General features: G+C 42.2%; 24 protein-coding genes, 1 tRNA gene and 2 pseudogenes. 15 read left to right on the top strand and 12 right to left on the bottom strand.

Annotation, left to right across the window (positions count from 1 at the left end; translation table 11 throughout):
* Window positions 1–60: 60 nt before the first annotated feature.
* From ACOBWA_RS05135 to ACOBWA_RS05125, 3 genes and pseudogenes are all read left to right on the top strand, one after another.
* Window positions 61–669, top strand: coding sequence for a hypothetical protein (locus ACOBWA_RS05135; RefSeq protein WP_420230386.1), 609 nt, complete (start codon window positions 61–63; stop codon window positions 667–669).
* A gap of 274 nt (window positions 670–943) precedes the next feature.
* Window positions 944–2,358, top strand: a pseudogene (locus tag ACOBWA_RS05130) (deoxyguanosinetriphosphate triphosphohydrolase).
* 104 nt (window positions 2,359–2,462) lie between these two features.
* Window positions 2,463–3,141, top strand: a pseudogene (locus ACOBWA_RS05125) (TetR family transcriptional regulator).
* 22 nt (window positions 3,142–3,163) lie between these two features.
* Here ACOBWA_RS05125 and gspK read toward each other — a convergent pair.
* The 8 genes from gspK to tsaA all read right to left on the bottom strand — a co-directional run bounded on the left by gspK (window position 3,164) and on the right by tsaA (window position 11,254).
* The gene (gspK, locus tag ACOBWA_RS05120; protein WP_420230385.1) at window positions 3,164–4,231 is read right to left on the bottom strand and encodes a type II secretion system minor pseudopilin GspK; all 1,068 of its coding nucleotides are present in this window, start codon (window positions 4,229–4,231) and stop codon (window positions 3,164–3,166) included.
* Window positions 4,232–4,279: 48 nt separating this feature from the next.
* Window positions 4,280–5,134, bottom strand: coding sequence for a type II secretion system minor pseudopilin GspJ (gspJ, locus tag ACOBWA_RS05115; RefSeq protein WP_420230384.1), 855 nt, complete (start codon window positions 5,132–5,134; stop codon window positions 4,280–4,282).
* The gene (gene gspI / locus ACOBWA_RS05110; RefSeq protein ID WP_420230383.1) at window positions 5,131–5,616 is read right to left on the bottom strand and encodes a type II secretion system minor pseudopilin GspI; all 486 of its coding nucleotides are present in this window, start codon (window positions 5,614–5,616) and stop codon (window positions 5,131–5,133) included. Before gspI ends, gspJ begins: the two co-directional genes overlap by 4 nt.
* Window positions 5,617–5,639: 23 nt before the next feature.
* A complete protein-coding gene (locus tag ACOBWA_RS05105) occupies window positions 5,640–6,464 on the bottom strand; it encodes a prepilin-type N-terminal cleavage/methylation domain-containing protein (protein ID WP_420230382.1) in 825 nt (274 codons plus the stop codon).
* A gap of 198 nt (window positions 6,465–6,662) precedes the next feature.
* Window positions 6,663–7,346 (bottom strand): TetR/AcrR family transcriptional regulator, encoded by a 684-nt coding sequence (locus tag ACOBWA_RS05100; protein WP_057759351.1) that lies wholly within the window; start codon window positions 7,344–7,346, stop codon window positions 6,663–6,665.
* A 233-nt stretch (window positions 7,347–7,579) separates the two neighbouring features.
* Window positions 7,580–8,368, bottom strand: coding sequence for a TatD family hydrolase (locus ACOBWA_RS05095; protein WP_290177744.1), 789 nt, complete (start codon window positions 8,366–8,368; stop codon window positions 7,580–7,582).
* A 169-nt stretch (window positions 8,369–8,537) separates the two neighbouring features.
* Complete coding sequence (locus ACOBWA_RS05090; protein WP_420230381.1) at window positions 8,538–10,325, bottom strand: GspE/PulE family protein; 1,788 nt, start codon at window positions 10,323–10,325, stop codon at window positions 8,538–8,540.
* Between the two features lie 59 nt (window positions 10,326–10,384).
* On the bottom strand, window positions 10,385–11,254 hold the full coding sequence (gene tsaA / locus ACOBWA_RS05085) for a tRNA (N6-threonylcarbamoyladenosine(37)-N6)-methyltransferase TrmO (RefSeq protein ID WP_420230380.1): 870 nt from the start codon (window positions 11,252–11,254) through the stop codon (window positions 10,385–10,387).
* Window positions 11,255–11,680: 426 nt separating this feature from the next.
* Here tsaA and ACOBWA_RS05080 point away from each other — a divergent pair, with 426 nt between their 5' ends.
* Both ACOBWA_RS05080 and ACOBWA_RS05075 read left to right on the top strand, forming a co-directional pair.
* Window positions 11,681–12,454: a ferredoxin--NADP reductase gene (locus ACOBWA_RS05080; RefSeq protein WP_420230379.1), complete on the top strand. Its 774-nt coding sequence runs from the start codon at window positions 11,681–11,683 to the stop codon at window positions 12,452–12,454.
* A gap of 152 nt (window positions 12,455–12,606) precedes the next feature.
* Window positions 12,607–12,693 (top strand) — tRNA-Leu (locus tag ACOBWA_RS05075).
* Window positions 12,694–12,772: 79 nt separating this feature from the next.
* Here the strand turns inward: ACOBWA_RS05075 and ACOBWA_RS05070 are convergent.
* Window positions 12,773–13,018: a hypothetical protein gene (locus ACOBWA_RS05070; RefSeq protein ID WP_201572470.1), complete on the bottom strand. Its 246-nt coding sequence runs from the start codon at window positions 13,016–13,018 to the stop codon at window positions 12,773–12,775.
* 506 nt (window positions 13,019–13,524) lie between these two features.
* Here ACOBWA_RS05070 and dinB point away from each other — a divergent pair.
* The 10 genes from dinB (at window position 13,525) to infA (ending at window position 22,029) form a co-directional block, all read left to right on the top strand.
* Window positions 13,525–14,400, top strand: a complete 876-nt coding sequence (gene dinB / locus ACOBWA_RS05065; RefSeq protein WP_420230378.1) for a DNA polymerase IV — start codon at window positions 13,525–13,527, stop codon at window positions 14,398–14,400.
* The gene (locus ACOBWA_RS05060; protein WP_420230719.1) at window positions 14,385–14,609 is read left to right on the top strand and encodes a hypothetical protein; all 225 of its coding nucleotides are present in this window, start codon (window positions 14,385–14,387) and stop codon (window positions 14,607–14,609) included. Before dinB ends, ACOBWA_RS05060 begins: the two co-directional genes overlap by 16 nt.
* A 171-nt stretch (window positions 14,610–14,780) precedes the next feature.
* Window positions 14,781–15,983, top strand: a complete 1,203-nt coding sequence (gene queA / locus ACOBWA_RS05055) for a tRNA preQ1(34) S-adenosylmethionine ribosyltransferase-isomerase QueA (RefSeq protein ID WP_420230377.1) — start codon at window positions 14,781–14,783, stop codon at window positions 15,981–15,983.
* A 110-nt stretch (window positions 15,984–16,093) separates the two neighbouring features.
* Entirely contained in the window at window positions 16,094–17,053 is a 960-nt protein-coding gene (locus ACOBWA_RS05050; RefSeq protein ID WP_420230376.1) for a FimV family protein, read from the top strand.
* Between the two features lie 77 nt (window positions 17,054–17,130).
* Window positions 17,131–17,433 (top strand): FimV family protein, encoded by a 303-nt coding sequence (locus ACOBWA_RS05045; RefSeq protein WP_420230375.1) that lies wholly within the window; start codon window positions 17,131–17,133, stop codon window positions 17,431–17,433.
* Window positions 17,434–17,486: 53 nt separating this feature from the next.
* Window positions 17,487–17,879, top strand: coding sequence for a hypothetical protein (locus ACOBWA_RS05040; RefSeq protein ID WP_420230374.1), 393 nt, complete (start codon window positions 17,487–17,489; stop codon window positions 17,877–17,879).
* Window positions 17,880–17,899: 20 nt separating this feature from the next.
* The gene (locus ACOBWA_RS05035; RefSeq protein ID WP_420230373.1) at window positions 17,900–19,546 is read left to right on the top strand and encodes a FimV/HubP family polar landmark protein; all 1,647 of its coding nucleotides are present in this window, start codon (window positions 17,900–17,902) and stop codon (window positions 19,544–19,546) included.
* 162 nt (window positions 19,547–19,708) lie between these two features.
* Window positions 19,709–20,809 (top strand): asparaginase, encoded by a 1,101-nt coding sequence (locus ACOBWA_RS05030; RefSeq protein WP_420230372.1) that lies wholly within the window; start codon window positions 19,709–19,711, stop codon window positions 20,807–20,809.
* 43 nt (window positions 20,810–20,852) lie between these two features.
* Window positions 20,853–21,686: a tRNA pseudouridine(38-40) synthase TruA gene (gene truA / locus ACOBWA_RS05025; protein ID WP_102094922.1), complete on the top strand. Its 834-nt coding sequence runs from the start codon at window positions 20,853–20,855 to the stop codon at window positions 21,684–21,686.
* A 121-nt stretch (window positions 21,687–21,807) separates the two neighbouring features.
* Window positions 21,808–22,029: a translation initiation factor IF-1 gene (infA, locus tag ACOBWA_RS05020; RefSeq protein WP_021814850.1), complete on the top strand. Its 222-nt coding sequence runs from the start codon at window positions 21,808–21,810 to the stop codon at window positions 22,027–22,029.
* 259 nt (window positions 22,030–22,288) lie between these two features.
* Here infA and ACOBWA_RS05015 read toward each other — a convergent pair whose 3' ends face one another.
* The 3 genes from ACOBWA_RS05015 to leuB all read right to left on the bottom strand — a co-directional run bounded on the left by ACOBWA_RS05015 (window position 22,289) and on the right by leuB (window position 24,878).
* Window positions 22,289–23,092 (bottom strand): L,D-transpeptidase family protein, encoded by an 804-nt coding sequence (locus ACOBWA_RS05015; protein WP_420230718.1) that lies wholly within the window; start codon window positions 23,090–23,092, stop codon window positions 22,289–22,291.
* A 53-nt stretch (window positions 23,093–23,145) separates the two neighbouring features.
* Entirely contained in the window at window positions 23,146–23,409 is a 264-nt protein-coding gene (locus ACOBWA_RS05010) for a hypothetical protein (protein WP_420230371.1), read from the bottom strand.
* A gap of 365 nt (window positions 23,410–23,774) precedes the next feature.
* Window positions 23,775–24,878, bottom strand: a complete 1,104-nt coding sequence (leuB, locus tag ACOBWA_RS05005) for a 3-isopropylmalate dehydrogenase (protein WP_420230370.1) — start codon at window positions 24,876–24,878, stop codon at window positions 23,775–23,777.
* Between the last annotated feature and the right edge of the window lie 40 nt (window positions 24,879–24,918).

Genomic DNA, 24,918 nt, shown 5'->3' with positions numbered 1-24,918 from the left:
TTATATATTAAATGTTATATTATAACATATCTTTATTTTGCTTATTTGAGGGTTCATACTGTGAATAACTATTTTTCTAGACTTGCAGGTATTACGATATTAGGAACTGTGATAGCAGGCTCTTTACTGGGCTGTCAGCCGAACAACGATACCGATGCAGTGGTAACTGAAGAAGCACCAGTAGATAATCACGTCGAGCATGAACAAGATCATGAGATGCATGATGATAAAGAGCATGAAGAGCACGACCACGAAGAGCATAGTGATATGGAACATGACCATGAAGGGCCCGATGATGAAGGACACGATCATGAGAGTCATAGCCACGAAGAACATGCGCACGCAGGTCACGATCATGCAGCTCATGCCAGCAGCAGCATTCCTTTCTCTTGTGAGCCTACTGCTACTATCGGCGTTTCTTATCATAGCGACAGTACACCACAGACAGCGCATTTGCTCATCGATGGTATCGAATACGATTTAACGGCTACTGCTAATAGTGAAGCTGATGCTGATAAGGGCATCTATACCAGCGATATTGGATTAGACGATACCCACGGCATCATATGGCAAGTAAATGGAAACAAAGCCACATTGCTCAATAAGACACTGGACAGCGATGTAGCTATCGACAAAGAAGACGTACTTTTTAACTGTCAAAAGTCTTAATATAGTTGATTCAATATAATTTGAATACAAGCAAGGCAAGTGAAAGCACTACCAATAGTAGGCTAAGCGATACTCAAACTGTATCCAATTTATAGGACATTAACTCTAGTCAAAGAAGTCTAAAACGGGTACAAGGCCGCCGACTGCAGATTGTAAAAATAGTAGCTCTACGGAGGGTAACACCGTAGCCGTTTAGTAGTTCTCTGACTATATAGCTGTACCAAGGGCGCTATTTTGCTATGCTAGAGCCTCCCTTGGTTCCGGATGTTTCAATATGCTAAGTACACCAACCTCTTTGCCGTCCCCTACCACACAATGGTCACATCTCCTTAATTCACAGCGTCTTGGTGCTTCCAAAAATTTAACGCCAATACCAGTACTCGCTCTCAGTTTCACAAAGACTATGACAGACTGGTATTTTCTCACTCTTTTCGCCAGTTAAATCAAAAAACCCAAGTCCATCCATTGACCAATCAGCTCGGTATTCATACGCGCCTGACTCACTCGCTAGAAGTTTCTTCTATTGGTCGCTCTTTGGGAATGATGGCTGCCGAAAAAATTCATGATGCACTAGGTAGCGGCCTACCAGCAGGAGTTTCACCTGCAGACGTCGGTGTGATCGTACAAGCAGCTTGTCTCGCTCATGATATTGGCAATCCGCCTTTTGGTCACGCTGGAGAGTATGCAATTCGTGATTGGTTTAGACAGCCTGAACCGCAAGCAATTTTGCAAAATTTAAGCAGCAACGAGCGATTAGACTTACTGGCATACGAGGGTAATGCTCAAGGGTTTCGCCTATTGGCACGTAATGAACATCACCCTGATAAGGGCGGTATGCGGCTCACCTGTGCCACGCTAGGCGCCTTTATGAAGTATCCGTGGTTGGCAACTCACAGCAATGATGTCAATGACAACCATTATAACGTGCAGAAATTTGGCTGCTTTTATAGCGAGGCGTCTCAACTAGAAGAGTTAGCTGCGTGTTTGCATTTACCGCGCTCGGAGCAACATGATGGCTTTGCGCGCCATCCATTGGCTTATCTGCTAGAAGCGGCAGATGATATCTGTTATGCGCTAATCGATTTAGAAGATGGCATCAATCTGAATATGCTAACCTATAGCGAAGTGGCTACGATATTTTATGAGCTGATTGGTGAACGTCCGAGTAGCGTAAACTTGCCAGCGCATATGTCTGTCAGACAAAGTCTCGCCTCCCTGCGCGCACGAGCCATGATGCGTTTGGTCAATACCGTCACCGATGCCTTTGTAGCCAACAGTGATGCATTGCTAGCTGGCACGTTGCAAGGCAGCCTATTTGCCCATTGCGATACCAGCGTACAAAATGGTATTAATCAAGCTAAGCAACTGGCACGCGAAAAAATATTTAATCATCCGAGCAAAGTAAGAATGGAGCTGATGGCCAATCAGTGCTTGCATAGCCTATTGAATGCCTTTATGCCACTCGCTTGGACAGGGTCGCAATCTGCTACTATGCAGCCGCCGATGTCTTTTGAGCAGCAACGTCTGTTAAGATTACTACAGCCCCATCTTGACGAACATCGCCGCATCTTGTCTGACGATATCTATCATAATGTCTTAAATATTTTGGATTTTATTACAGGTATGAATGACCATGAAGCTTATCGACTGGCGCAAGAATTGCAGGGTCATTGGGGCACAGTGGTTTAAAAGACCAGTACAGGTTTAGTAAATTAACACGAATGACGTATTTCAGTCGTATTTATGCGTTGAAATGAGTATGATAAACACCTACCGGACAATTTTGAAATATTATGAGCAGTCGCGAACAAAAAAACTTCAAACTCGGCACGCCTTTTTTAATGCTGTGCTCGATTTATGTATGACAGGGCAATCTTTTAGCTCTATCAGTCTCAGACAAGTAACACGCGAGGTTGGCGTTGTGCCGACTGCGTTTTATCGCCATTTTGATGATATGGAGTCACTCGGGCGCGCTTTGGTCATTGAGGAATTGGGCGGTACGTTAGCCACGTTAAGTGATAGCCTGCAGATTGGGCGCAAACGTAGCTTCGATCGTCAAATCGCAAAAAGTATTCAGCTATTCTTGTATATGGTCAGCGATCAGCCTTATTACTGGCAGTTCTTGGTCAGTGAGCGTTATGGTGGGTCAGAAGCAGTACGAAAAGCCATCAATGAGTTGATTAAGATACATGCTCAAGGGTTGGCCGACGACTTAGCGTTGCAGCCAGCGTTTACCCATATCAATGCTTATGACCGTCGCCTATTAGCTGAGGCTGGCGTAAATATGTTCTTCTCTTGGATTATTGATTGGCTAGAGCTGACCTATACAGAAGATCATGATGATGAGATTGATCTAAACGAAATCGAAGAAAACAAGCAGCTAATGCTACATAACTGTACTCGTCAAGCACAGATGCTTTTTACGGGGCTTATAATTGGAAGTCTAGCGAAGAAACACGCCTAAAAGACTAAATGTTGCTCTCAATACCATCCGCTAAAAGCTCGGACGAAATGCCCATAGTCGCTGTGTTACTACTTTGACTTCCTTGGGCATTTTACCGTCTACCCCACTACTATTACTCGCCTGATTATTATTAGCTGTCTGACTACTATTAACTGCCTGATTATTATCAACGACGGTTTTACTAATCAAGACTGTGGCAAAACGCTCTCTAGCTTGACCGACAGTTGCATTATCAGTCGCTGTGATAAGCGCCATAAATGCTTGGCTATCAACGGCAAGCATGGGTGTTAAGGCTTTTCGTTGCTCATCATTCACACTGCCAAATATCGGTAATTGCCATACTGTATCAATAGACGCCAGCGCCTGCTGTGCGCGCATATCTACCAGTGATTGCATCTGTTGGCTGTTAGCATTATCAACTAGTGCGGCTAACAATACAGGACTGGCAGTATTGATATTAATCGGCACATAATAAGGCACTGCGGTAAGATAAGGCCGTAATACTGCTAATGCCTCAGCGCTTACCCCCGTCACTTCTAGTAGCTGATCGATACTGACAAAAGGCTGATTTGGCAGAGCATCTGTTGCTACAGCATTTGATTGCTGCGCATATACCGTACTTTCATCACCGCCATCTTGGTATACCTCACCGTCTGCATCTTGCCAATCCAGTATAGCAATAGCAATATCAGGCTCTAGATTTAGTTGCGTGAGTAGTCGTTGGAATACTGCTAAAGCAGTGGTGTTGGCTGACCCATCTTGATTCAAGTTATTAATGTTAAAACGACCAGACTCATCACGTAGCTCGATGCTGACACTGTGACTAGCCAATGTATAAGGTGGTATAGGCTGTGCCCAGATATCTTGCGCACTATCCGTATCATTGAGGTTGCTATCAGCGCGAATCATCGTCACTGCCAACTGTTGACCTGCATCGATATCTTGCAGCAATTGATTCTGATCGAACAACAAACCACTACGCCTAATTGCAATTTTTTGGCTAGCAAGCATCGATCCTGCAACCACAGTAATACTGACTACCAGTAATAAGATAGTCAGCAGCGCAACACCGCGTTGAGAGTTTGCAGTCATCGACATACATAGCCTTTGTTATTGAGCAATTGATGCATTTTAACTACTACCTTCTCAATTATTCGTTCCTAAATTGCTATTATCCGCACTACTATTATTGTCACTACCGCTGTCGTCGTTATTAGCGTTATCATTGCTGCTACTATCTGTATCATTGGCCATGCTTTGACTATTGCTAGGCGATATCGGTTGCGGGGCGAGTGCCCATTGCCAAGTGATTGGCATATCTTGGTATGTAAAGCTGACCGCGACTCCTTTCGGTAATAAAACAGCTGTTGGCTTAGGACTCGCTGTATTCGCTGATTGTCCCACCGCTGTATTTGTACTACTGCCACTGTTAGCGTCATCGCTCGGAAATCTGGTACTTAGCTCTGGTAGATAGGCTTGCCAGCTCCCTGCTGTGACACCTTCAAGCAATACGCTGTCCAAGCTGACGCTATCACGCCCGCCTTCCATACTGGTATACTGGCGACGTATCAAACGCTCATCCGCAAAAATATATTCGATACGTTGGAGGCTATTGCTACTCTGATATCGTGGATCAGGATCGGCAAAGCGTACAAAGCTGATAATTTCACTATCTAAGCTCATAAAGGGCTCAGGCGCTATTTCGTTCATTTGCTCGCTTGATTGGGAGCTAGTGTTCGCGTTAGTACTATCGCTTGGACTGTTATTCGTCGCACTGACACTTTGAGTAGTAGCCGCTTGATAAGGGATAATTTGACCCATGTCTTGCTGTAATTGCAAATAGGCGTACTGCAAGACAGCCAGATTGTCAGCATGAAATTGCGCGCGCTCACGAGCACGGTTGACCCCATCAAATACCTGCCAGCCTGCAACGGCTAGCATCGCAAATATTGCCATCGCAACCATTAGCTCAAGCAGTGTAAAACCACGCTGATGCCTCACAGACCGCCCCCTGCCTGCTCGCTATTACCTGCTATGCTTAGACCACTCAAATCCAAACTGCCTGTATCTTGCTCAGCATTACTTAGCATCACAGTGATATCAGTGACCGATGTGCGAGTCTGTCCATCTATAATAGGCGCAACTGCGATATTTACTTCTTTTAAGGCAGGTGTGATGGCGTCACCGACTGTCATTACTATTTGCCAATCACGCCCTTGTGCATTAACGGTTTGGGTGCGGTTGGCGGTCAGCCACGTCTCTTGAATACGTAAATCAGCGGCGGCATTTTGGGCGATGAAGTGAGCAAGCGTACGAGTACGCAATATATCAACTGAGCTCAGATATGCACTACTGGCACGACTCGCCGCGACTGCTACCACTGCCAAAATAGCCAAAGCAACCATCACTTCGATAAGGGTAAAGCCGCTCTCGCGTCCACACTTGAGTGATATAGATTTTGGTGACACAGGCTGGCTTGTCATAGGAGGTTTATATAATCTAGCCACTATAACCCCTGTCCGATTCGCATGCTACCATCTGGCATTATCGTAATCACCTCGCCCACTAAACGCGAATCATGAAGCACTTCAATGGTGACAGGCGTTGCTTGTCCCGTACCAAACCACAATACCTGCGGTACATTTTGATCGCTAAACCAAGGCTGTAACGTTTGGGTTCGTCCCGTACTCTGTAAACCGCTAGAATCCAAACTTTGAACTCTAATACTCACGCCAGTGGGCAGTTCAGGCAAATTGATATCCGACTCGACTTCCCAACTTGGCGTTGGTTTTTGCTCATCAGTAGAGCCTGATAGACCAGCAACCTCTGCCGACAGCTCCATAGCATTCTTAGGCTGACTGTCGGCGCTATCTGACATCATCTCTGTTGTCTGGTACGCGACATATGGATTTGATAATGTAACGATGACCGGCTCTACCTGCCCCTGCTTATCTGCCTGCATACGCAAACCCATCGGCTGCATACGTTCAGCCGACAATAGGCGAACGTAACTCAATGAATCGGTTAGATGCTCATAAAAAGCGCGGTTTTTGCGGGATTCACTGCTACCGACAGACAAACTCATTATGCCAGCAAATATAGATAAGATAACCACTACCACCACGATTTCTACCAGTGTAAAACCAGCCTGTGTCCGACTGTTTAACGATGAGACTGATGATAAGTGATAAGCATCATTTGATATGGAGGCGCAGCTGTGACAATGGTCTGTAGGTCTTGTATCTAAGCAGCTTGACTGAGACGTTTGACTAATTAGAGTAAAAGAGCAAGTAGCCGCTGAACTGGACTGCGTCTTAACACTGACCGGCATATTGCACCTATAAGCCCAATTTTAATTGTCGCAGAATGAGAAAGGGTTTTGAAGAATATTAGAAGATATATGAATTCGTGCTGCAATAGTAAGCATTACAACACGATTTATCAAAGCCAAAAAAGGTTCACAACCCAAAAATTACTTGCTACTTTATTAATAGTTCCTTTACTAAGAGCTACTTTACAAATAACTACTTTAGTAGTTGGTATTGCGGTGCTCTTCTGATTCAGTATCGATTTGCTCTACCAGCTCTTGCATGTCTTCATCCATGACCTCTTCATCATCAGCAGGATAATGGCTTGGCAACTCTAGCACTTGCTGAACAAAGGCATAACGCAGCGTATCACGGCGACCTAAGTAGCGTTGGTAAAAGCTTGAGTTTAAAAGCCCTGCGCCGCCCTGACCAATTGCCCAAATAGACGATAGATAATCACGAGTACTCAAATTACTGTGCTCATCTTTTAGGTATGCGCTGATGATATCAATCAAACGCTTCATGCGCTGGCGACGGATATCATATAACTCACCAAACAAACGATTGAGACCAGTCACTGATGCTGCCAAACGCTCTTCGATTTGGTTCAATAGCATGGCTTTTTGCGGGTTGAATAATTGTTGAAAAATCATACGGGCAACGCCTGCTGACGGGCAATCATCAATACGGTTAATCTCAAACAATTGCTCTTCGTAACGAATAATAATACGCAGATAAAGCTCATCTTTACTGGAGAAATGCTTGTACAGGGTGCCTTTAGCCAAATCGAGCTGATCTGCCAAACTGTCTAAAGTGATATCACCATCGCCTGACTCAAGTAGCAATTGTTCTGCCATCGCTAAGATGTTCTCTTCTCGTGCCTTGAACTGGTGCTGACGACTCATAATCTCTCCTAAAACATGACAAGATTAAGCATATGACCATCAATTATGTGCGTACATTTGGCAATGAGCGTATAAAACTATACAAGAACTGCTGAAATACCATAAAAGGGATATGCTTATATTTACAAATAGTCATTGATAATCATATAGTTACATTTAGTAAATCAAATACTAAAGGGGATTAAACTATGAGACCATCACATAAATGACTGACTGGTCATAGCATAACCATTTTAGCGATACTGTGCCAGTAAATTTTCAAAGTTTTTTGCGGTTAATGCTCCGACCTCGTTACTATCACACCCATACATATCTGCGATAAAGCTTGCGACGTAGGGTACGTAGGCAGGCTCATTGGGACGACCACGCTTAGGCACAGGCGCCAAATATGGACTGTCGGTCTCAATCAAGATTCTGTCTCTAGGCATGTGCCTTGCAGCGTCTTGGATATTTTGGGCACTTTTAAAGCTAACAATACCTGAGAAAGAGATATAAAATCCTAAATCTAAAGCACGTTTCGCAGTCTCCCAATCTTCAGTGAAGCAATGAATAATACCATGCTCAGCACCTTCGCTCTTTAGGATATCGATCGTATCTTCTTTTGCATCACGCATATGTATGACAAGCGGTTTTTTTAGTTGCTGACTGGCATGGATATGACGTGCAAGACTGGCTTGTTGCTCTTTTTTATTTTCTGTAGACCAGTAGTAATCTAGCCCTGTCTCGCCTATTGCCCATACATGATCTTTATCAGCAGTCTCTATTAGACGCTCAACCGTCGCTGATTTCAGTACATCAATATCCTCACAAGGATGAATCCCTACACTCATCCCTAGATTTAGTGTCTCGTCACCATAGGTGCTCACAATATTGGCAATCTCGTCATACTCCGCAAAATCACACATGATTGCCATTGCACGGGTAACATTAGCAGTTTTCATGGCGTCAATCGCACCAGATAATTTACCATCGTATTTCGTCAAATCTAAACGGTTGAGGTGACAATGAGTATCTGTAAACATAAATAATCTCGTTGTTGAAACTTTCTCAATTAAAAGTCTGGGAATTAAAAATTGAAATTTTCATTATATTGATTGCTGTGAAGGAAGCTGTTTTCAAGTGGCATCGTATTTCCTACTTTTAAAAACCTATTCACTAATGCACGTCTTGATACACATCCTCATACAATCGTTAATTAAGAGGCACAACTCGCATCACCTCTTCTATGGTTGTCACGCCTTCACTAATACGTTTTGCCCCTGATAAACGTAATGGCTGTAGACCTTCTCGATAGGCTTGTTGTTTGAGTACATCTAAGTTTGTATCGGCTGCGACCAGTTTTTTTAATTCGTTAGACAACGGCATAATCTCGTATAGGCCGACTCGTCCCTGATAACCAGTATGTCGACAATGCTCGCAGCCTTGAGCCATATAAATTTGTGCTGGGGCAGGCGCACGCCAAGGTTGTACCAACTCCTGCCATTGAATGGCAACCTCGCTGTCTGGCACAACGTCTACCGCTTTTTTGCAATGCGGGCATAGTGTACGTAATAAACGCTGTGCCATCACACCTAAGATAGTCGCTGATGTCAAAAACGGTTGAATACCCAAATCATGCAAGCGAGTGATTGAACTTGGCGCATCGTTAGTATGTAGTGTCGAGAGCACTAAATGCCCTGTCAATGAGGCTTGTACTGCCATATTGGCTGTTTCAGCATCACGAATCTCCCCCACCATAATAATATCAGGATCTTGACGCATCAAAGAGCGAATGCCGTCAGCAAAGTTTAAATCGACACCTGGATTCACTTGCATTTGGTTAAATGCAGGTTCAATCATTTCAATAGGATCTTCAATGGTACAGACATTGACTTGTTCAGTCGCTAACTGCTTGAGAGTACTATACAAGGTCGTGGTTTTACCTGAACCTGTAGGCCCAGTGACCAAAATAATGCCGTTTGGATGAGCAGTCAATTCATGCCATGTTTCAAGCTGCTTGCCGGATAGACCAAGCTGAGCGAAGGAACGTACCAGTACTTCAGGATCAAATACCCGCATGACCAACTTTTCACCGAAGGCGGTTGGCATAGTCGATAAACGAAGTTCTGTCTCTAACCCCTTCGGCGTTCGCGTCTTTAAACGACCATCTTGCGGTTTACGCTTTTCTGCGACATTTAGTCGCCCTAGAATTTTAATACGTGCGGTTACCGCGACGATGATTGCCAATGGCATCTCATACACCGTATGTAGCACACCATCGATACGGAAACGCACCTTACCTGTCTCACGACGTGGCTCTAAATGGATATCACTAGCTCGTTGCTCAAAGGCATATTGCAACAGCCAATCAACCACTCTGACAATATGCTGGTCATTGGCATCAGGGTTGGTATTGTCACCCAATTGTAATAATGCTTCGACATTGGTCACATCGGCAGCTGCACGTTTATGGACACTATTTGCGCCTGCAATCGCTTGGGTGACTTGATAGAACTCTTGCCGGTAGCGTTTGATCTGCTCAGGATTGATATAGACCGTACGATAGCTTTTTGATTTGATTAACTTTTCAATACTTGAGTGCCAGTCAGTATAAAAAGGCTGATCCGTTCCGATAACCACTTCGTCTACAGCGACCTCAATCGGTAAAATATGCTGCGAGCGTGCATATTCAAATGACATCAATTGTGTGACCGCAGGGACATCAACTTTTAGAGGGTCAATACGAACGAGAGACATGTCTGCTTTAGCCGCCAACCATTGGTTGAGCCAAGCCAAAGTTAATTTATTTTCAGCGCTATTGTCCGTCGCATGGCCATTCGGCAAGCCAAATTCACTAATCGTTAGTAAAGGATGCTGCGCTTTGTCGCGACGGCTAGTAATGACTAGATTATAGCCGCGTTGGTCAATCACTTTATCTGCCAATAGCTCATCTAAACACCAACGCAAATCAATCACTATCGAGTACTGTTGAGCAGACATATCTCTCTTCTTCTATTATTTTAAAATTTGTTGTCAAAAACGATACCAATGCAAGCTAGCTACACCGTAACCACAGCGATTATCTGTAGCTGTCCTGATTCTATCAACTGAAAACTCACATCAACGGATTTATAACGCATAACAAATGGCGTAGCGATCTCTGTCCGTCGATAAGCTGGACGCGGGTCTTGGGCAATTAATTCTTTAATAATGCTCATATCTGAGGCTATCAATTGATTTTGTATACGATGAATCGTAGACGCAACTGTCGCATTATTTAATCCAGTGTTTACGTCTTTAATACTTGTATCATTGTTGCTTGTATCACTATGAGCATTACTAGGCTTGCCTGCGCTTACTAGCATCATAAACTGTTCGTTAGCAGCATCGGTCACAGTCACAGTTAATAACTCTGGAGCAGTTGGTGCAAATCCACTCTGTGCTTGGGTCAGCGCATCACTATAGGCCACATATGGCTTTATATCGATGATTGGCGTGCCATCTATCATATCAGCACCTTTGATAATCAATAACACACGGCCTTGAACTATTTTGACCTGTTCGATCTTGACGACAGATAGGCCTAGCCCTGAAGGCCGATACATACTGCGACTGGCAAACACCCCTATTTTTTGATTACCACCCAATCTTGGTGGGCGTACTTGAGCGCGAAAACCAGTACTGGTCTCATTGTTATTTTTATATCGATAATTATGATGAAACTGCCAACTCACCCATATATGACTAAACTTGTCCAAACCATCAAATGCAGCTGGCGTATCATATGGCGCTAACATCTCAATGATACTAGTCAGAGCAACTAGGTTTGGCTGGCGCGGCGCACCGAATTTTTGTGATAGCGGAGCACGATGATAGCCAATAATAGGAGCTTGATGGTAGTTATCTAACAGGGAATTCTCATCAAGCATAGACCAACTCCAGTAATGCAAAACCACCTTGATAAGGCAGTTTTGCTAAATGATACAAAATTACTCACTAACGATATTCCATTTTATCATGCTAGACAAACACTGCTAGACGGATTTTTATTTTAAAGTTTGGTATTATGAGCAAGAAATTTGATGAGAGTCATTTACATTTGGGCGATATGACCGATAATGCTGTCATCGTTGACGCAAATTTACTATGTCTAATGACGTAATAGCTGGCTGTATATAAGCTGATAGACTGGCTCTATTGCGCTTACTCATCATTTACTCGTTCATAAAAATAGCAGTGTCGACAACGATTAAAAGACTGATACGTTTTTATAATGTTCAATCTAACATTGAACATTCTGATTTAATACTTATTCAAACTCAACACACAAATAACAACTTATTAACGAGGACTTTATGTCAAAACTTCGCACCGAAACGGTCACAGAGGTTCATCACTGGAATGATTCTCTATTTAGTATCAAAACCACTCGTGACGATGGCTTGCGCTTTCGTAATGGCGAATTTGCGATGATTGGACTTGTTGTTGATGGCAAGCCACTACTACGCGCTTATTCAATTGCCAGCCCTAACTATGAAGATCATTTAGAATTCTTCTCTATTAAAGTTCAAGATGGTCCGTTAACTTCACGCTTACAGCATATCAAAGTAGGTGATGAGCTGTTAGTCAGTAAAAAGCCAACAGGCACACTAGTATTGGACGATCTGCTACCAGGTAAGAACCTTTACATGCTCTCTACTGGTACTGGCCTTGCTCCTTTCTTGTCACTAGCACGTGATCCTGAAGTGTATGAGCGTTTTGACAAAATCATCTTAGTGCATGGCGTACGTCATGTTCATGATTTGGCTTATCGCGAGATGTTTGAAAACGAGCTGCCTAATGATGAAATCTTTGGTGAATGGTTCCGCGAAAAATTCATCTATTATCCAACCGTTACACGTGAAGAGTTTAGAAACCAAGGACGTGTCACTGATTTGATGAAATCAGGCAAATTGTTCGAAGATATTGGCTTGCCACCAATGAACAAAGACGACGATCGTGTCATGTTATGCGGTAGCATGCCGTTTAATGCTGAAGTTTCAGAAATTCTAGATGGCTTTGGTTTGACTGTTTCACCGCGCATGGGTGTGCAAGCAGATTACGCAGTTGAACGTGCCTTTGTTGGTTAGAATGATGCCATTTAGCACCAGTAGAATAAATAAAAAATTGTATAAAATAATACTTGACGCATGTAAATAGGCTGCTATAATACGCAGCCTATACAGTCAACACTGTAACCCAATTCGGTAATATTTAGTTAATAATTATTATCACCTAACATGCCAGTGTGATGGAATTGGTAGACATGACGGATTCAAAATCCGTTGCCTTTAAAAGCGTGTCGGTTCGAGTCCGACCACTGGTACCAATATTTAGTACAAACTAGCCTCCTTTATCGGAGGTTTTTTTGTGCTTATTATATTCGCCCTATCAAACTCTTAATTTATTTATATCGATACTTCAAATGGCATGACAGCGCTTATCTTAATCGGTACCGCATAACTCCATGGCATGCCAGCACTACAATAAAAATACCCATCATTAAACGACACAATATAAGCGGTAAAATCATTACCACACTGATCCATCATCGCTTGTTCATCGCTTTCATCACACACTGCGCACCATATTTTTTTATCACCCCGCGCTAGCATTGCTCGTGTCAAATCGCTCCCTTTTAATTCATGACTCATCATCAGCTCCTTAATTATCTTGAACTTTCTCATTACTATTTTTTTAGAAAGTTAATTTACCAGTACTCAATTCATAAGTTTGGTATGAGCTATAAACAATGTCTTATCAGGTAAATAAAATTCCTGTAAAAAACCATTTATTACTTTCATAACTATTAATTGTTTTGGTTAATATATTGTAAAACGATAGCATTAGAACTGTAACATATAACCATAATATTCATGATGTAAGGCAATAATATTCAGACAGGCGGTATGGAAAGTCTGAAAAATTTAAGGTATGTACCATACAGAACATTTATTAATGAACATATGTTAACTATTTTTAATTTATTAGTATTTTAACGCCATATATATCTGACTATTAACCTTACACTATATTTAATTATTGATATATAAATTATTCGCATATTGCCATATTTTTATGGTTCTATATTCGAAAAACCCCTTTACCGTTTCAGAAACGATACTAAAATAAAAGTATTGAGTGATGTAAAATATTAATAATGAAAACTCTTACAGCATCCAATCCACGTAAAATCATTCATATAGATATGGATGCGTTTTATGCCAGTGTAGAACAACGTGACTTCCCAGAATTACGGGGCAAGCCACTAGTGGTTGGTGGAGATCCAAATGGTCGCGGTGTTGTAGCAGCGGCTAGCTATGAGGTACGTCAGTTTGGAGTGCGCTCAGCCATGTCTTGTTATGAGGCTCGCAAACGTTGTCCAGAAGTCATATTTGTCAGACCACGTTTTGAAGTATATCGAGCTGTTAGCAGCGATATTCGCAATATCATGTACAGCTTAACGCCTCATGTTGAGCCGTTATCGCTAGATGAGGCTTATCTCGATGTCACTGGTCTTACTGTACATAAAGGCTCAGCGACATTAATGGCAAATTGGTTAAGAGCACAAATATTGCAACATACAGGATTGACTGCTTCTGCTGGCGTGTCCTTCAACAAGATGTTGGCCAAGATTGCCTCTGATATCAATAAGCCTAACGGCACCGCTATTATCACACCAGAAGACGCTGATGCTTTTATTAGTACACTGCCTATTGAACGATTTCACGGGATAGGTAAAGCAACGGCAAGACGATTACATGCGATGGGCGTGACTAACGGTGCTGATCTACGCCGTATGTCAGCCGAAGTATTGATTAATGAGTTTGGTAAGCGAGGACAGTTTTATCATGATATCGCTCATGGTCGGGATGAACGCGCTGTCAAATCTGAGCGCCTGCATAAGTCTGTTGGTTCGGAGACTACTTTTAGAGAAAACCTAAACGATGACAAGGCGTTACGTGTACAAATCTATGAACAAAATGCGGATGCCTTCGCGCAACTGCACAAAAAAATCTCATCGCTCATACTATAACGCTCAAGGTTAAGTATGCCGACTTTACTCAGATTACCCGTACGCACACGCTAACCACCGCTTTTAGTAGTGCTGAATCTGCTCATTACTGGTTAGACAAGTTATTCTTAGATATTCCGCGCCAGCTCCCTATCCGACTAATCGGGGTTACTTTTTCGTCATTGACACCTGCAGCCCAACTATTGCCTCAATTAAATTTATTTGAGTAAAATAAGCAAAGACTAACGTAACAAACATTAGGACAGTTAAAAGCTTATCGCTTAGGCTATTTAAGTGATTCAAATATGTTTTGTACACGGTGACTACTTAGTAAAGCAACCTTTTATAGCAGTATTTCTGCTACAATTATGCCAAAATTTCTATCCATTTAAAGACTGATTATGACCAACGCTCACACTGCATCTTCCGATTCTAATACTCCGCTTGATACCAATAACAATAGTGACGTCTTAGATTATCTAAGCGTGGAAGATTACGACTATGACCTACCAGATCGTTTGATTGCGCGATATCCATTAGCACAACGTTCTGCTTCAAAACTTTTGTACTTGCCTGCTCACACTGATACAAATGCTACGCTTGTAGAAGACTGTTTGTTTTCTGAATTGCCTGAATTGTTAGACGCTGGAGACCTGATTGTATTTAATGATACAAAGGTGATGAAGGCACGCCTATTTGGTCAGAAAGACACTGGCGGTAAACTTGAGGTCTTGATTGAGCGATTGGTTACTGTCTCAGACTTAGATATAGCAACACTGCATTTAGAAGATTCAGATAATGAGTCAGTCAACCAAGAACATATTGCCCTTTGCCATGTAAAAGCCAGCAAAGCACTGAAACTTGGGCAACGTTTTCAACTGGCTGATAATCATATGAGTGGCGCGATGATTGGTCGTCAGGACAACTTATTTATTTTAGCCTTTGATGCGCCAATATTGCCTGATTTAGAACTTTACGGCGAGTTACCTATCCCGCCCTACTTTGAACGTCATGCTGACGATACTGATAATACTCGTTATCAAACGGTGTTTCATGATCCTGCTAAGCTTGCAAGTGTCGCTGCACCGACAGCAAGTTTGCATTTCGATGAATTGGTGCTTAATAAACTTTCAGAAAAAGGCATCAATACTGCTTTTGTGACATTGCATGTTGGCGCTGGTACCTTTGCACCAGTTAAAACAGACAACCTACTCAATCATACTATGCACAGTGAGTATGCACATCTACCACAAGCAACTGCTGAGCTGATTAATAAAACGCATGCAAATGGCAATAAGGTCATCGCGATTGGTACCACGGTGACTCGCGTCCTTGAAACGGCGTATCAAAAAACGGCTATCAATGGGCAAGCACTCTCTAGCTGGTCAGGCGACACGGACATCTTTATTTATCCAGGATTTAAATTTGGTGTCATTGATCGACTGTTAACAAACTTTCATTTACCCAAATCGACGTTGCTAATGTTGGTATCAGCTTTTTCTGGCAAAGCATCGATTGAACATGCCTATCAACATGCTATTAAAAAAGAATATCGATTCTTTAGTTATGGTGATGCTATGTTACTTGACAAGAAAATAAGCTGAACATTAAATAAACATTTATGCATTGGACGCAACAGTTGTGAAATAAACTGGTAAACTAAACCGTACTTTGTTATAACAGCAAAGATAACTTATTTTGTAAAGGACTGCTCATGTCTTGTCATTTATCTCGTCGCTTGACTCCTGTACATCGCGCGGTATCGATGGCATTACTTTATTCTGTAAGTTTGGCCGCTATTATTCCAAGCGTACAAGCGGCAACTATCGGTAAGACCGTGGTTAGTTCAGCTCAGCATGAACCGTTAAGCGCAAGTATCGTGGTCACCGACATACGAGCGGCTGACTTTTCAGCGAGCTTGGCCAATCCAGTTATCTATCAACAGATGGGCTTGACTCCGACTGATTCAATGAATGTGCGTTTTCAAGCAACTTCAGCGACCAGTGGTCAGGTATTAATCAGCACATCACAGCCCGTATCCAAGCCTTTCGCTGATTTAGTTTTATCTATCAATGATAATGGGCAGCAAAATGTCGTACCGAAAACATTGTTAATGCCGTTAAGCGATAGTCTACCGATTAATAATGCTTCCAAGAACAGTGTTAAAGGCACTCAGAAACTCAATTTACCAAATGTTTCTGCAAGCACAGTTAAACCGTTAACCGTAAGAAAAGGTGCACCGCCGCCGCTAATATCAGTATCTAACGCTGCTGCAAATAAACCAGCTCTAGCAAACATAGCAACAGTTGACTCTTCTATTTCTAGATCAGTGTCTAACATACAAGCTCCGACATTGACAGCTACTTCGCAGACTAGCAACCTTACTTACGCGCCTAGTCGTCTTGATAATGGGCGCTTAAATAGCGACTCTGATATAAAAAATGCTAGCAGTAATGCAAAGAAGACTGATAACGGACTTAGTTCAGCGAACCGTTTAGATAGCAGTTCCTTAAATGCAAATAACAATACTGAAACTACGAAAGCTGTCATCAATGACAGCGATAAGGCAGGTATAAAAAGCACTCCTATCTTAGATAAAGTATTGATTGATAAACCACTCGACACTCTAAATATTCAAGTCACACGGCAGATACAGCCGAGTCGTAAAAAATAGACGCTGACGCATCACCGGTACCTACTCCAACTACTAGCATCTTAGCAAGCAATACTGAGAAAAATGCTACTAGCGTCGTGGCAGCTTCTATTGGCAATGCAACGTCGAAAACCGCTAATAGCGCTATCAATAATGCGTCTTCAAATGATAGAGCAATAGATAGTACGACAACTAATCAATACCAAGTACAACGTAACGATAGCCTATGGATTATTGCTCAGCAGATCGCGCAAGAAAATAATCTAGATACTTCCATTGTGATGAAGCAAATTCAGTCACAAAACCCTGATGCCTTTATCAATAAAGACGCAGATCAATTAAAAGCAGATGCTAAGCTTATTTTGCCTAGTTACGATGTCATACCATCGCAAAAAACTTAGAAGCAGCTATCGATGCACAAAGACAATATATTCGCAGAGCAAATACAGCAGCGATGCAAAAAACAGCTCAAAGACCTTTTAAAAAACCTTCTATAAGTACACAAGCGGTCAAACGCCCTGAGAAAGCCACGACAACTAAAACACAGACTTTATCAAAAGCACAGTTTTCTGTGCTTGCGCCTGGGCGAGATGGCAATGCAGATGGCACTCAAGCAAAAGCAGCATCAAGTACAGGGAATGGTTTGAGCACAGATATATTAGCGACACTCAAAGCATCGCGGCAGCAGGCAGCATCACAGGCTCAGCGTCTATCAAGTACCAGTAGCACTCTTAGTAGTTATACTAAAAAATTCAATTACAAAACCAAAAATTGGCTGAGCTGCAGGCTCGTCTCGAAAAATTACGCAATCAATAATTGCCTAACTGATTCATACATTAGATTGTGATCACAGGCGTAGGAATAACTATGGACAATATGCTATATATCATCGCCGGATTGGCGCTTATTCTGTTAGTGGCTGCTTTATTCTTGCGCAAAAATAAGGCGCAAGAATCGTCATCATCGCCTATTAATGCAAGAAAAGATACGTCTACTACATCACCAAAAGTAGATTATGGTACTCCTACCCACACTAATGTCAGCAATAGCCATAAATTTGACCATATCACTATTGCTCAGCGTTTTATGGATCAGCAGCGCTATGACAAGGCGATCGAAACCATTAAACGTGGTCTAAGTGAAAAACCTCATAACAGTGCATTGTCTCTTAAACTACTCAGCATATACGCGACGATAAATCAGCCAGAAGATTTTAATAATATTTATGAGTCTATAAGAAATCATAACGACAGTCAGACTATCGCTCAAGCAGACGAGATAAGAAATCTATCGTTTGATGAATTAGAACCTGCCGCTGCGCAAACACTGGCAACGGACAATGCCAAAGATGATTTTGACGCTATCGACTTCGATTTGCCTATTAGTCAGAATGATAGTACTAATACAGTAGATCACCAGTCAATTGAAGAAAGTAATAACGATACTGCAATAAATGAACCTATCGACAGCTTAGAGTTATCAGACAAAGTCGATAATGTTAGTTCTATTACCGAAAATCCGAATGATAGCTTTGATCTGACTCTCAGCGATTTAGAGAACGATTTCGCTGCGCCTAATATGACAAGTGAAACGCCTGTCATACCGTTAGACAATGTAGATAACGACGTTTTAGAGAGCTCTGCTAACGATAATGTTAGTAATAACGAAGATAACGATCTTAGTGACTTTGAGTTTGACTTTGATTCATTTGACGACAATACTTCGACAGAAGCTAATTCTTCGCATAGTAACGAGGCAACGGTACTAGAAGAAGACTTTATATTAGACTTCGATGATTTAGCAGCCGATGCAGACAAAGACGACGTCGTCACTAATGACATATCTACGAATTCAGAACCACACTCTATTGATACTATCCAAAACGGTGAAGATGACTTTGCTTTATCTTTGGGCAGTCTAGATACATTAGATGATATCAATACTGTCTCCAATGACGACCTATCTACGACTGAAAACGACAGTAGTTTCGACAATTTCATTCTGGAAAATACTGATTTTGGAAACAGTACTTCTGAGAGCACGACCTTTGAAGAAGACAACTTTGCAAATATTAATCTCGAGGAACCATTACTCAATGATGATATCGAGGTTAATGATTTTAGCGATGTTGAAGAATCGAATACCGCACCTACTGCATCATTGAGGTTTGATGATAATACGCTGATAGACGATGATTTTAATATTGACGATGCTGATTCTCTATTTGACGCTCCATCGGCCACTACCCCAGTCTCTATAGCTGCGCCAGTTGAGAGTGACACTTCTATCACGCCTCAAGAGGCTGAATCAGCAGAAGATTTTTCATCACGTTTCGCAGCAGATTTTGATTTCGTAAAGTCATTAGACAGTAATCAAGTGACGTTAGACTTGGCAGATCAATATTTACAGCTGGGTGAATATGACAGTGCAAAGCGTCTACTCAATGAGGTGATAGCTCAAGGTACTAGTGAGCAGAAACAGCAAGCACAGCTATTACTTGAGCGTACTGCGTAGTCAATAGTCTAGTCTCTTATCAGCAAGTATTTCCTAATCACGGGATGCTTGCTGATTTTTTTGCATTTAACTCTAATACTATCTATTATTGAACCCTTTAGCCATCGTTGCTCAATTCTCCAGCACCTCTTTTCTTCCATACTTGTTTACTGTGTTGATACTATGCCATCTTCTGTTATGCTCAAAAATCTATCCGATCCTATTCAACTGATTTATGCTGGCGGTACCTTTGGTAGCTACGGCAGACCTTTAGCGCCATTATCAGCAGAAGTGTTTTTGCCTACTTTACAAAAGCTTTTGTCTGCACAAGACAGTACAAACAATTTACCAACAGTCTCATGGTTAGAAAACACCCTGATCAAAGACAGCAGCCAACTTACCCCTAGCGACTTTGCGCATTTCTATCAACTACTCCTAAATGCTTATGCCAAAGGTGATAGACGCTTTGTACTCATCACTGGCACGGATACGTTGAGTTACTTAGGTGCATTTTTAGCAGAAGCGTTTGCAGGTAGTGATATCTGTATTATTTTGACCGCAAGTATGCGTCCATTATTAGACAGTGAGATATTGCATTCCTATAACATCGATGAACATAGCGATGCTTGGGGCAATCTCAACGACTCATTAAAACTAGCAGCTGCTGGTGAATCAGGCGTGAAGGTCAGTTTTGGCGGGGAAGCATGGCCTGCTCAAACGGTACAAAAAATTCACAGTCATGATCTGATGGCATTCACTGGTCATTCTCGCGCCGCTTACCCAGCCAATAGCTATATAAAAAATCTACCTGATACTCGTAGACAACATTGGCTTGATGACCAACAAGACTTGCTGTCCAGTATTAAAACACGTGCTGAAAACGCAAGTGTTCATGCGCTATATTGCCTACCTAACGATGTTTCGATGATAAACAACCAGCTACAAGCTTTATTGTCGCAGCCACCATGTGGCATTATTCTATTAGGATTTGGCGCCGGTAACATCCCTTATTCAGCTGCATTAGCAGAGACACTGTCCCTTGCTCATGAGCATGGACATATGGTGATATCAGCCAGTCAATGTCCATTTGGTGGCGTCAGCGATAGCTATGCGGCAGGCAGTTGGCAGTACGAGCATCATGTCATTGCTGGTGGACGTTTGACCATACCTGCTATTTATGCCCGATTACTATGGTTGCTACTTCGCTATGATAGTCCTGCAAGACGCAGACAGCGTTGGTTGAATAATGTCAACCAAACTGGCACTAGCATCAAAAAGCGATAAGCGACTTTTGATTAATTCCAATTTTATAAGTTTAGAAACCCTAATGTCTGAGACTGAAATTATCGAAACTGAACCAACCTACACTTTAGCGATTGCTATTGAGTTCTTAGGAACTCATTATCATGGCTGGCAACGGCAACGAGAGGTTTTAGGTGTACAAGAAGCCTTAGAGACAGCTATCGGCAAAGTGGCTAACGAGCCTGTAGAAGTCATCGCAGCTGGGCGTACTGATGCCAGCGTCCATGCGAGTAATATGATTGCCCATTTTACAACTCATGCGTATCGCCCTACTCATAACTGGTTACGCGGTGTGAACAGCCTACTCCCTGATGATATTGCTTTACGCTGGATACAACCCATGCCAGTTGACTTTCATGCGCGTTTTGGTGCTATTGCTCGTCGCTATCGTTATATTACGCTCAACCAAGCACAGCGCCCTGCGATACTAAATCACCAAGTAACTCATATCTACGAACCGCTTGATTTGGGAGCCATGCAGCAAGCAGCAGCTGATATCGTCGGTACACATGATTTTAGCAGTTACCGTGCTGCGGCCTGTCAGTCCAATCAGCCAGTGCGCACGGTTAGCCATGCCAACCTTTTTGCTCATGGCCAATTTATCGTTTTTGATATACAAGCAGATGGGTTTTTACATCACATGGTTCGCAATTTGATGGGCACATTATATGCCATTGGTAGACATGAGCTAGAGCCAGCAGACTTTTTGAATATTTTGCATAAAAAGGATCGAACGATTGCACCGCCCACCGCTTCAGGTGATGGATTGTATTTTATCAATGCCTATTATCCTGAACGTTTTCAAAGCTTATTGCCAGATGCACCATTAACGCCTGTCTGGTTAAATCTACCTGATTAAATCACTATCATTTGGCATACATATCACTTACATGCTGTCAAGTCAAAAGCAGGTTCGTATTGCTTTAATCCGCTAACTTACGTATAATATGGGCTTATTTTTTAATTGATTGATACAAATTATGGCAAAAGACGATATTATTGAATTTGAAGGCGAAGTCATTGATACCCTTCCTAATACTTTGTTCAAAGTTCGTTTAGAAAACGGGCACGAAATCATTGCGCATATCTCTGGTAAGATGCGTAAGCATTATATTCGTATCTTGACAGGTGATAAGGTTAAAGTTGAAATGACGCCTTATGACCTATCTAAAGGTCGTATCACCTACCGTGGTAAAAACTAAATACTGACTGACCAATATGGTTATGAAAGTATTAGCATTGGTAAGATACAGCCAATAGCCGAATAGCTACGTTATCGCTGATAGCTGATATGACGCTTGGGTAGTGAAACTGATAATAATAATGAAAATGCTAATCTGCTCATTATTGCCTATCAATATTTTAGTTATTTAGTATTGACTGTTTCTACTTACCACAAAAAATACCGCTAGATTTTAGCGGTATTTTTTTGTCCGTTTTTACGACTTAGTACTATCGTATTTAACTAAATTCGACAGTCGCGCCGTTTTTTATGACTCCGAGCAAACTAAGCGCATCCCAATTGGTCAAACGCACACAACCTGCTGATGCTTGACGACTGATACGAGCAGGATCTGGTGATCCATGGATGCCATAAGTTGGTTTACTAAGTCCAATCCATACTGAGCCCACTGGATTGTTAGGACCTGGTGGAATGATAGACTTGCTGCCGTCATTCGCCGTATAAGTATAGTTGGGCTCGTGCACCTTTACTTTGACAGTATGCGTACCTGTTGGTGATGGTGTCGCTGTACTGCCCACTGTCGTCGGATAGCTAGCGATCAAATTGTTGTTATCATCATAAGCGTAAAGTGTTTCAGTGGCTTTATCAGCGACAACGCGATGCACAGGCTTGGTATTAGGATTACCAGGGTTGTATACCGTAATGATTTCACCGGCAGTAAAACTGGCATCAGGATTAAGCGATTTTAAGTACTTTTCACTAATATGAAACTTCTCTGCCAACGCCTCAGTAAGACTTTCGTAGTACATCCCCTCAAGTTTGGATTTGGCAACAGAATCAGCAGGTATGGTTGTGGTTTTGACATTCACATCTGCTTCAGTGAGCTGATAGCTGACTAGCACTGGTTGAGTTGTGAGCTTCTCATTCTTGGTCAGCGCTTGCCACGTCTCATTGTTCAACGTATCGGTTACGTCTAAACCATTTGCTTTTTGAAACGCCTGCATGGCTTTGCGAGTATTTTTGCCCCAGTAGCCATCAACAGGCCCTACTCCGTTGTGATGCCAGTTTAATAGAGCCTGCAGCTTTGTTCCTACGTTACGATCAATATCTGCATCTGCCGTCCAAGTGACATTGTTTATCTTTTTGCATTGTCAGATAGGTTCTCAGTTGTGTATTTAATAGTAGGCAGTAGCTTATTCAATGAAGTCGCGGCTTTACTATCTCCTGTTAATTTTTGACTTACGCCATTAGTCACCGGACTGACTTCTGCCGGAGCTTTGACGCTATTACTTGAGCTCACACTATCCGTTGTCTCTGCTGCGATACTTTGCCCCATGAATAGTAAGCTAGAGAGACTAACCACTGTCAATGCTTTACTGATTCTTGTTAATTGATACATCTAACACTCCTCATTTAAAAAATTCTATTTTTGTTTTAAGTTTGCAAATACTACAGTTTTTTGGATTTTTAAAACTTGCCTTTGGCATCTAGATTTTTAATATTTTACTTCTGCTAAAAGCAAAATATTTTAGCTCCTTTATGAGCTATTAATGTTGTCATATTACCTTGTGAGCATATAACAGCTTTGTGTTAAAAGGAGCTTTATTGTACAGCGTCTCTGTTAATACAATGCTTAGAAATAAATTTGGCTAACAGATAAACAATAAAAAACCCATAAGCCACTTGGTAGCTTATGGGTATATAACACGCAAAATAAGACTGTGGAAAATGCTATATAGGAATAGCCTTTAAACGCAAGTTAACTTATATCAGTTTGGCCAAAACCGCTTGACCCATTTCTTTACAGCCTACCTGCTTAAGTCCAGCTTCACTACTATCTAAGATATCTAGCGTACGTAAACCATCATCAAGCACATCACTGACTGCCTGTTCAATTGCTTGTGCCGCTTCTTCTTGCTTGAAGGTGTAACGCAGCATCATAGCAACAGACAAGATAGTCGCTAATGGGTTGGCTTTATCTTGTCCTGCGATATCAGGCGCTGAGCCATGACACGGCTCATACATGCCCTTACCTGACTCATCTAAGCTCGCTGATGGCAACATACCGATAGAGCCTGTCAACATTGCAGCTTCATCAGATAGGATATCGCCAAACATGTTTCCCGTCACCATGACATCGAATTGTTTAGGATCTTTAATCAACTGCATGCAAGCATTGTCGGCATACATATGTGATAACGCCACATCGCTATACTCAGCTTGTTGCATCTCGATCATCGTCTGTTTCCACAGCTCGGTGACTTCTAACACATTGGCTTTATCAACTGAACATACCTTAGCTGCTGTGCCTGCTGCTTGCGCACGCGTTTTTGCTAATTCAAAAGCAACTTTACCAATGCGCTGAATCTCACTTGTGCTATACACCATCGTGTTATAGCCCTGCTGCTCACCGTTTTCTAATGTGCGGATACCACGAGGCTCACCAAAATAGATACCGCCTGTTAGCTCACGAACGATCAATAGATCTAAACCTGAGATAATTTCAGGTTTGATACTTGAGGCATTAGCCAACTGTGGATAGAGCTTGGCTACGCGTAGGTTGGCAAATAAACCAAGCTCACCGCGGATTTTCAATAGACCGCGCTCAGGGCGTTTACTACGCTCGATTGCATCCCATTTAGGACCACCAACTGCACCTAGCAATACGGCATCTGCGGCGCGAGCACGGGCCAATGTCTCATCTGGCAAAGGCTCACCAGTTGCATCAATAGCCACACCGCCAATCAATCCAGACTCAAGCGTTAAATCAAGTGAAAACTTATCATTGACAGCTTTGAGCACGTCAATGGCTTGGGTCATAATTTCAGGGCCAATACCATCACCCGCTAATGTTAAAATCGTTGCCATACTGATCCTTTTGGAAATATTTTTATTGGTTGATTATATT

This window comes from Psychrobacter sp. ER1, assembly GCF_048631835.1.
GTDB lineage: Bacteria > Pseudomonadota > Gammaproteobacteria > Pseudomonadales > Moraxellaceae > Psychrobacter.
Note: the sequence above shows the minus strand (reverse complement) of the source record. Positions and strands in the feature narration are given on the sequence as shown.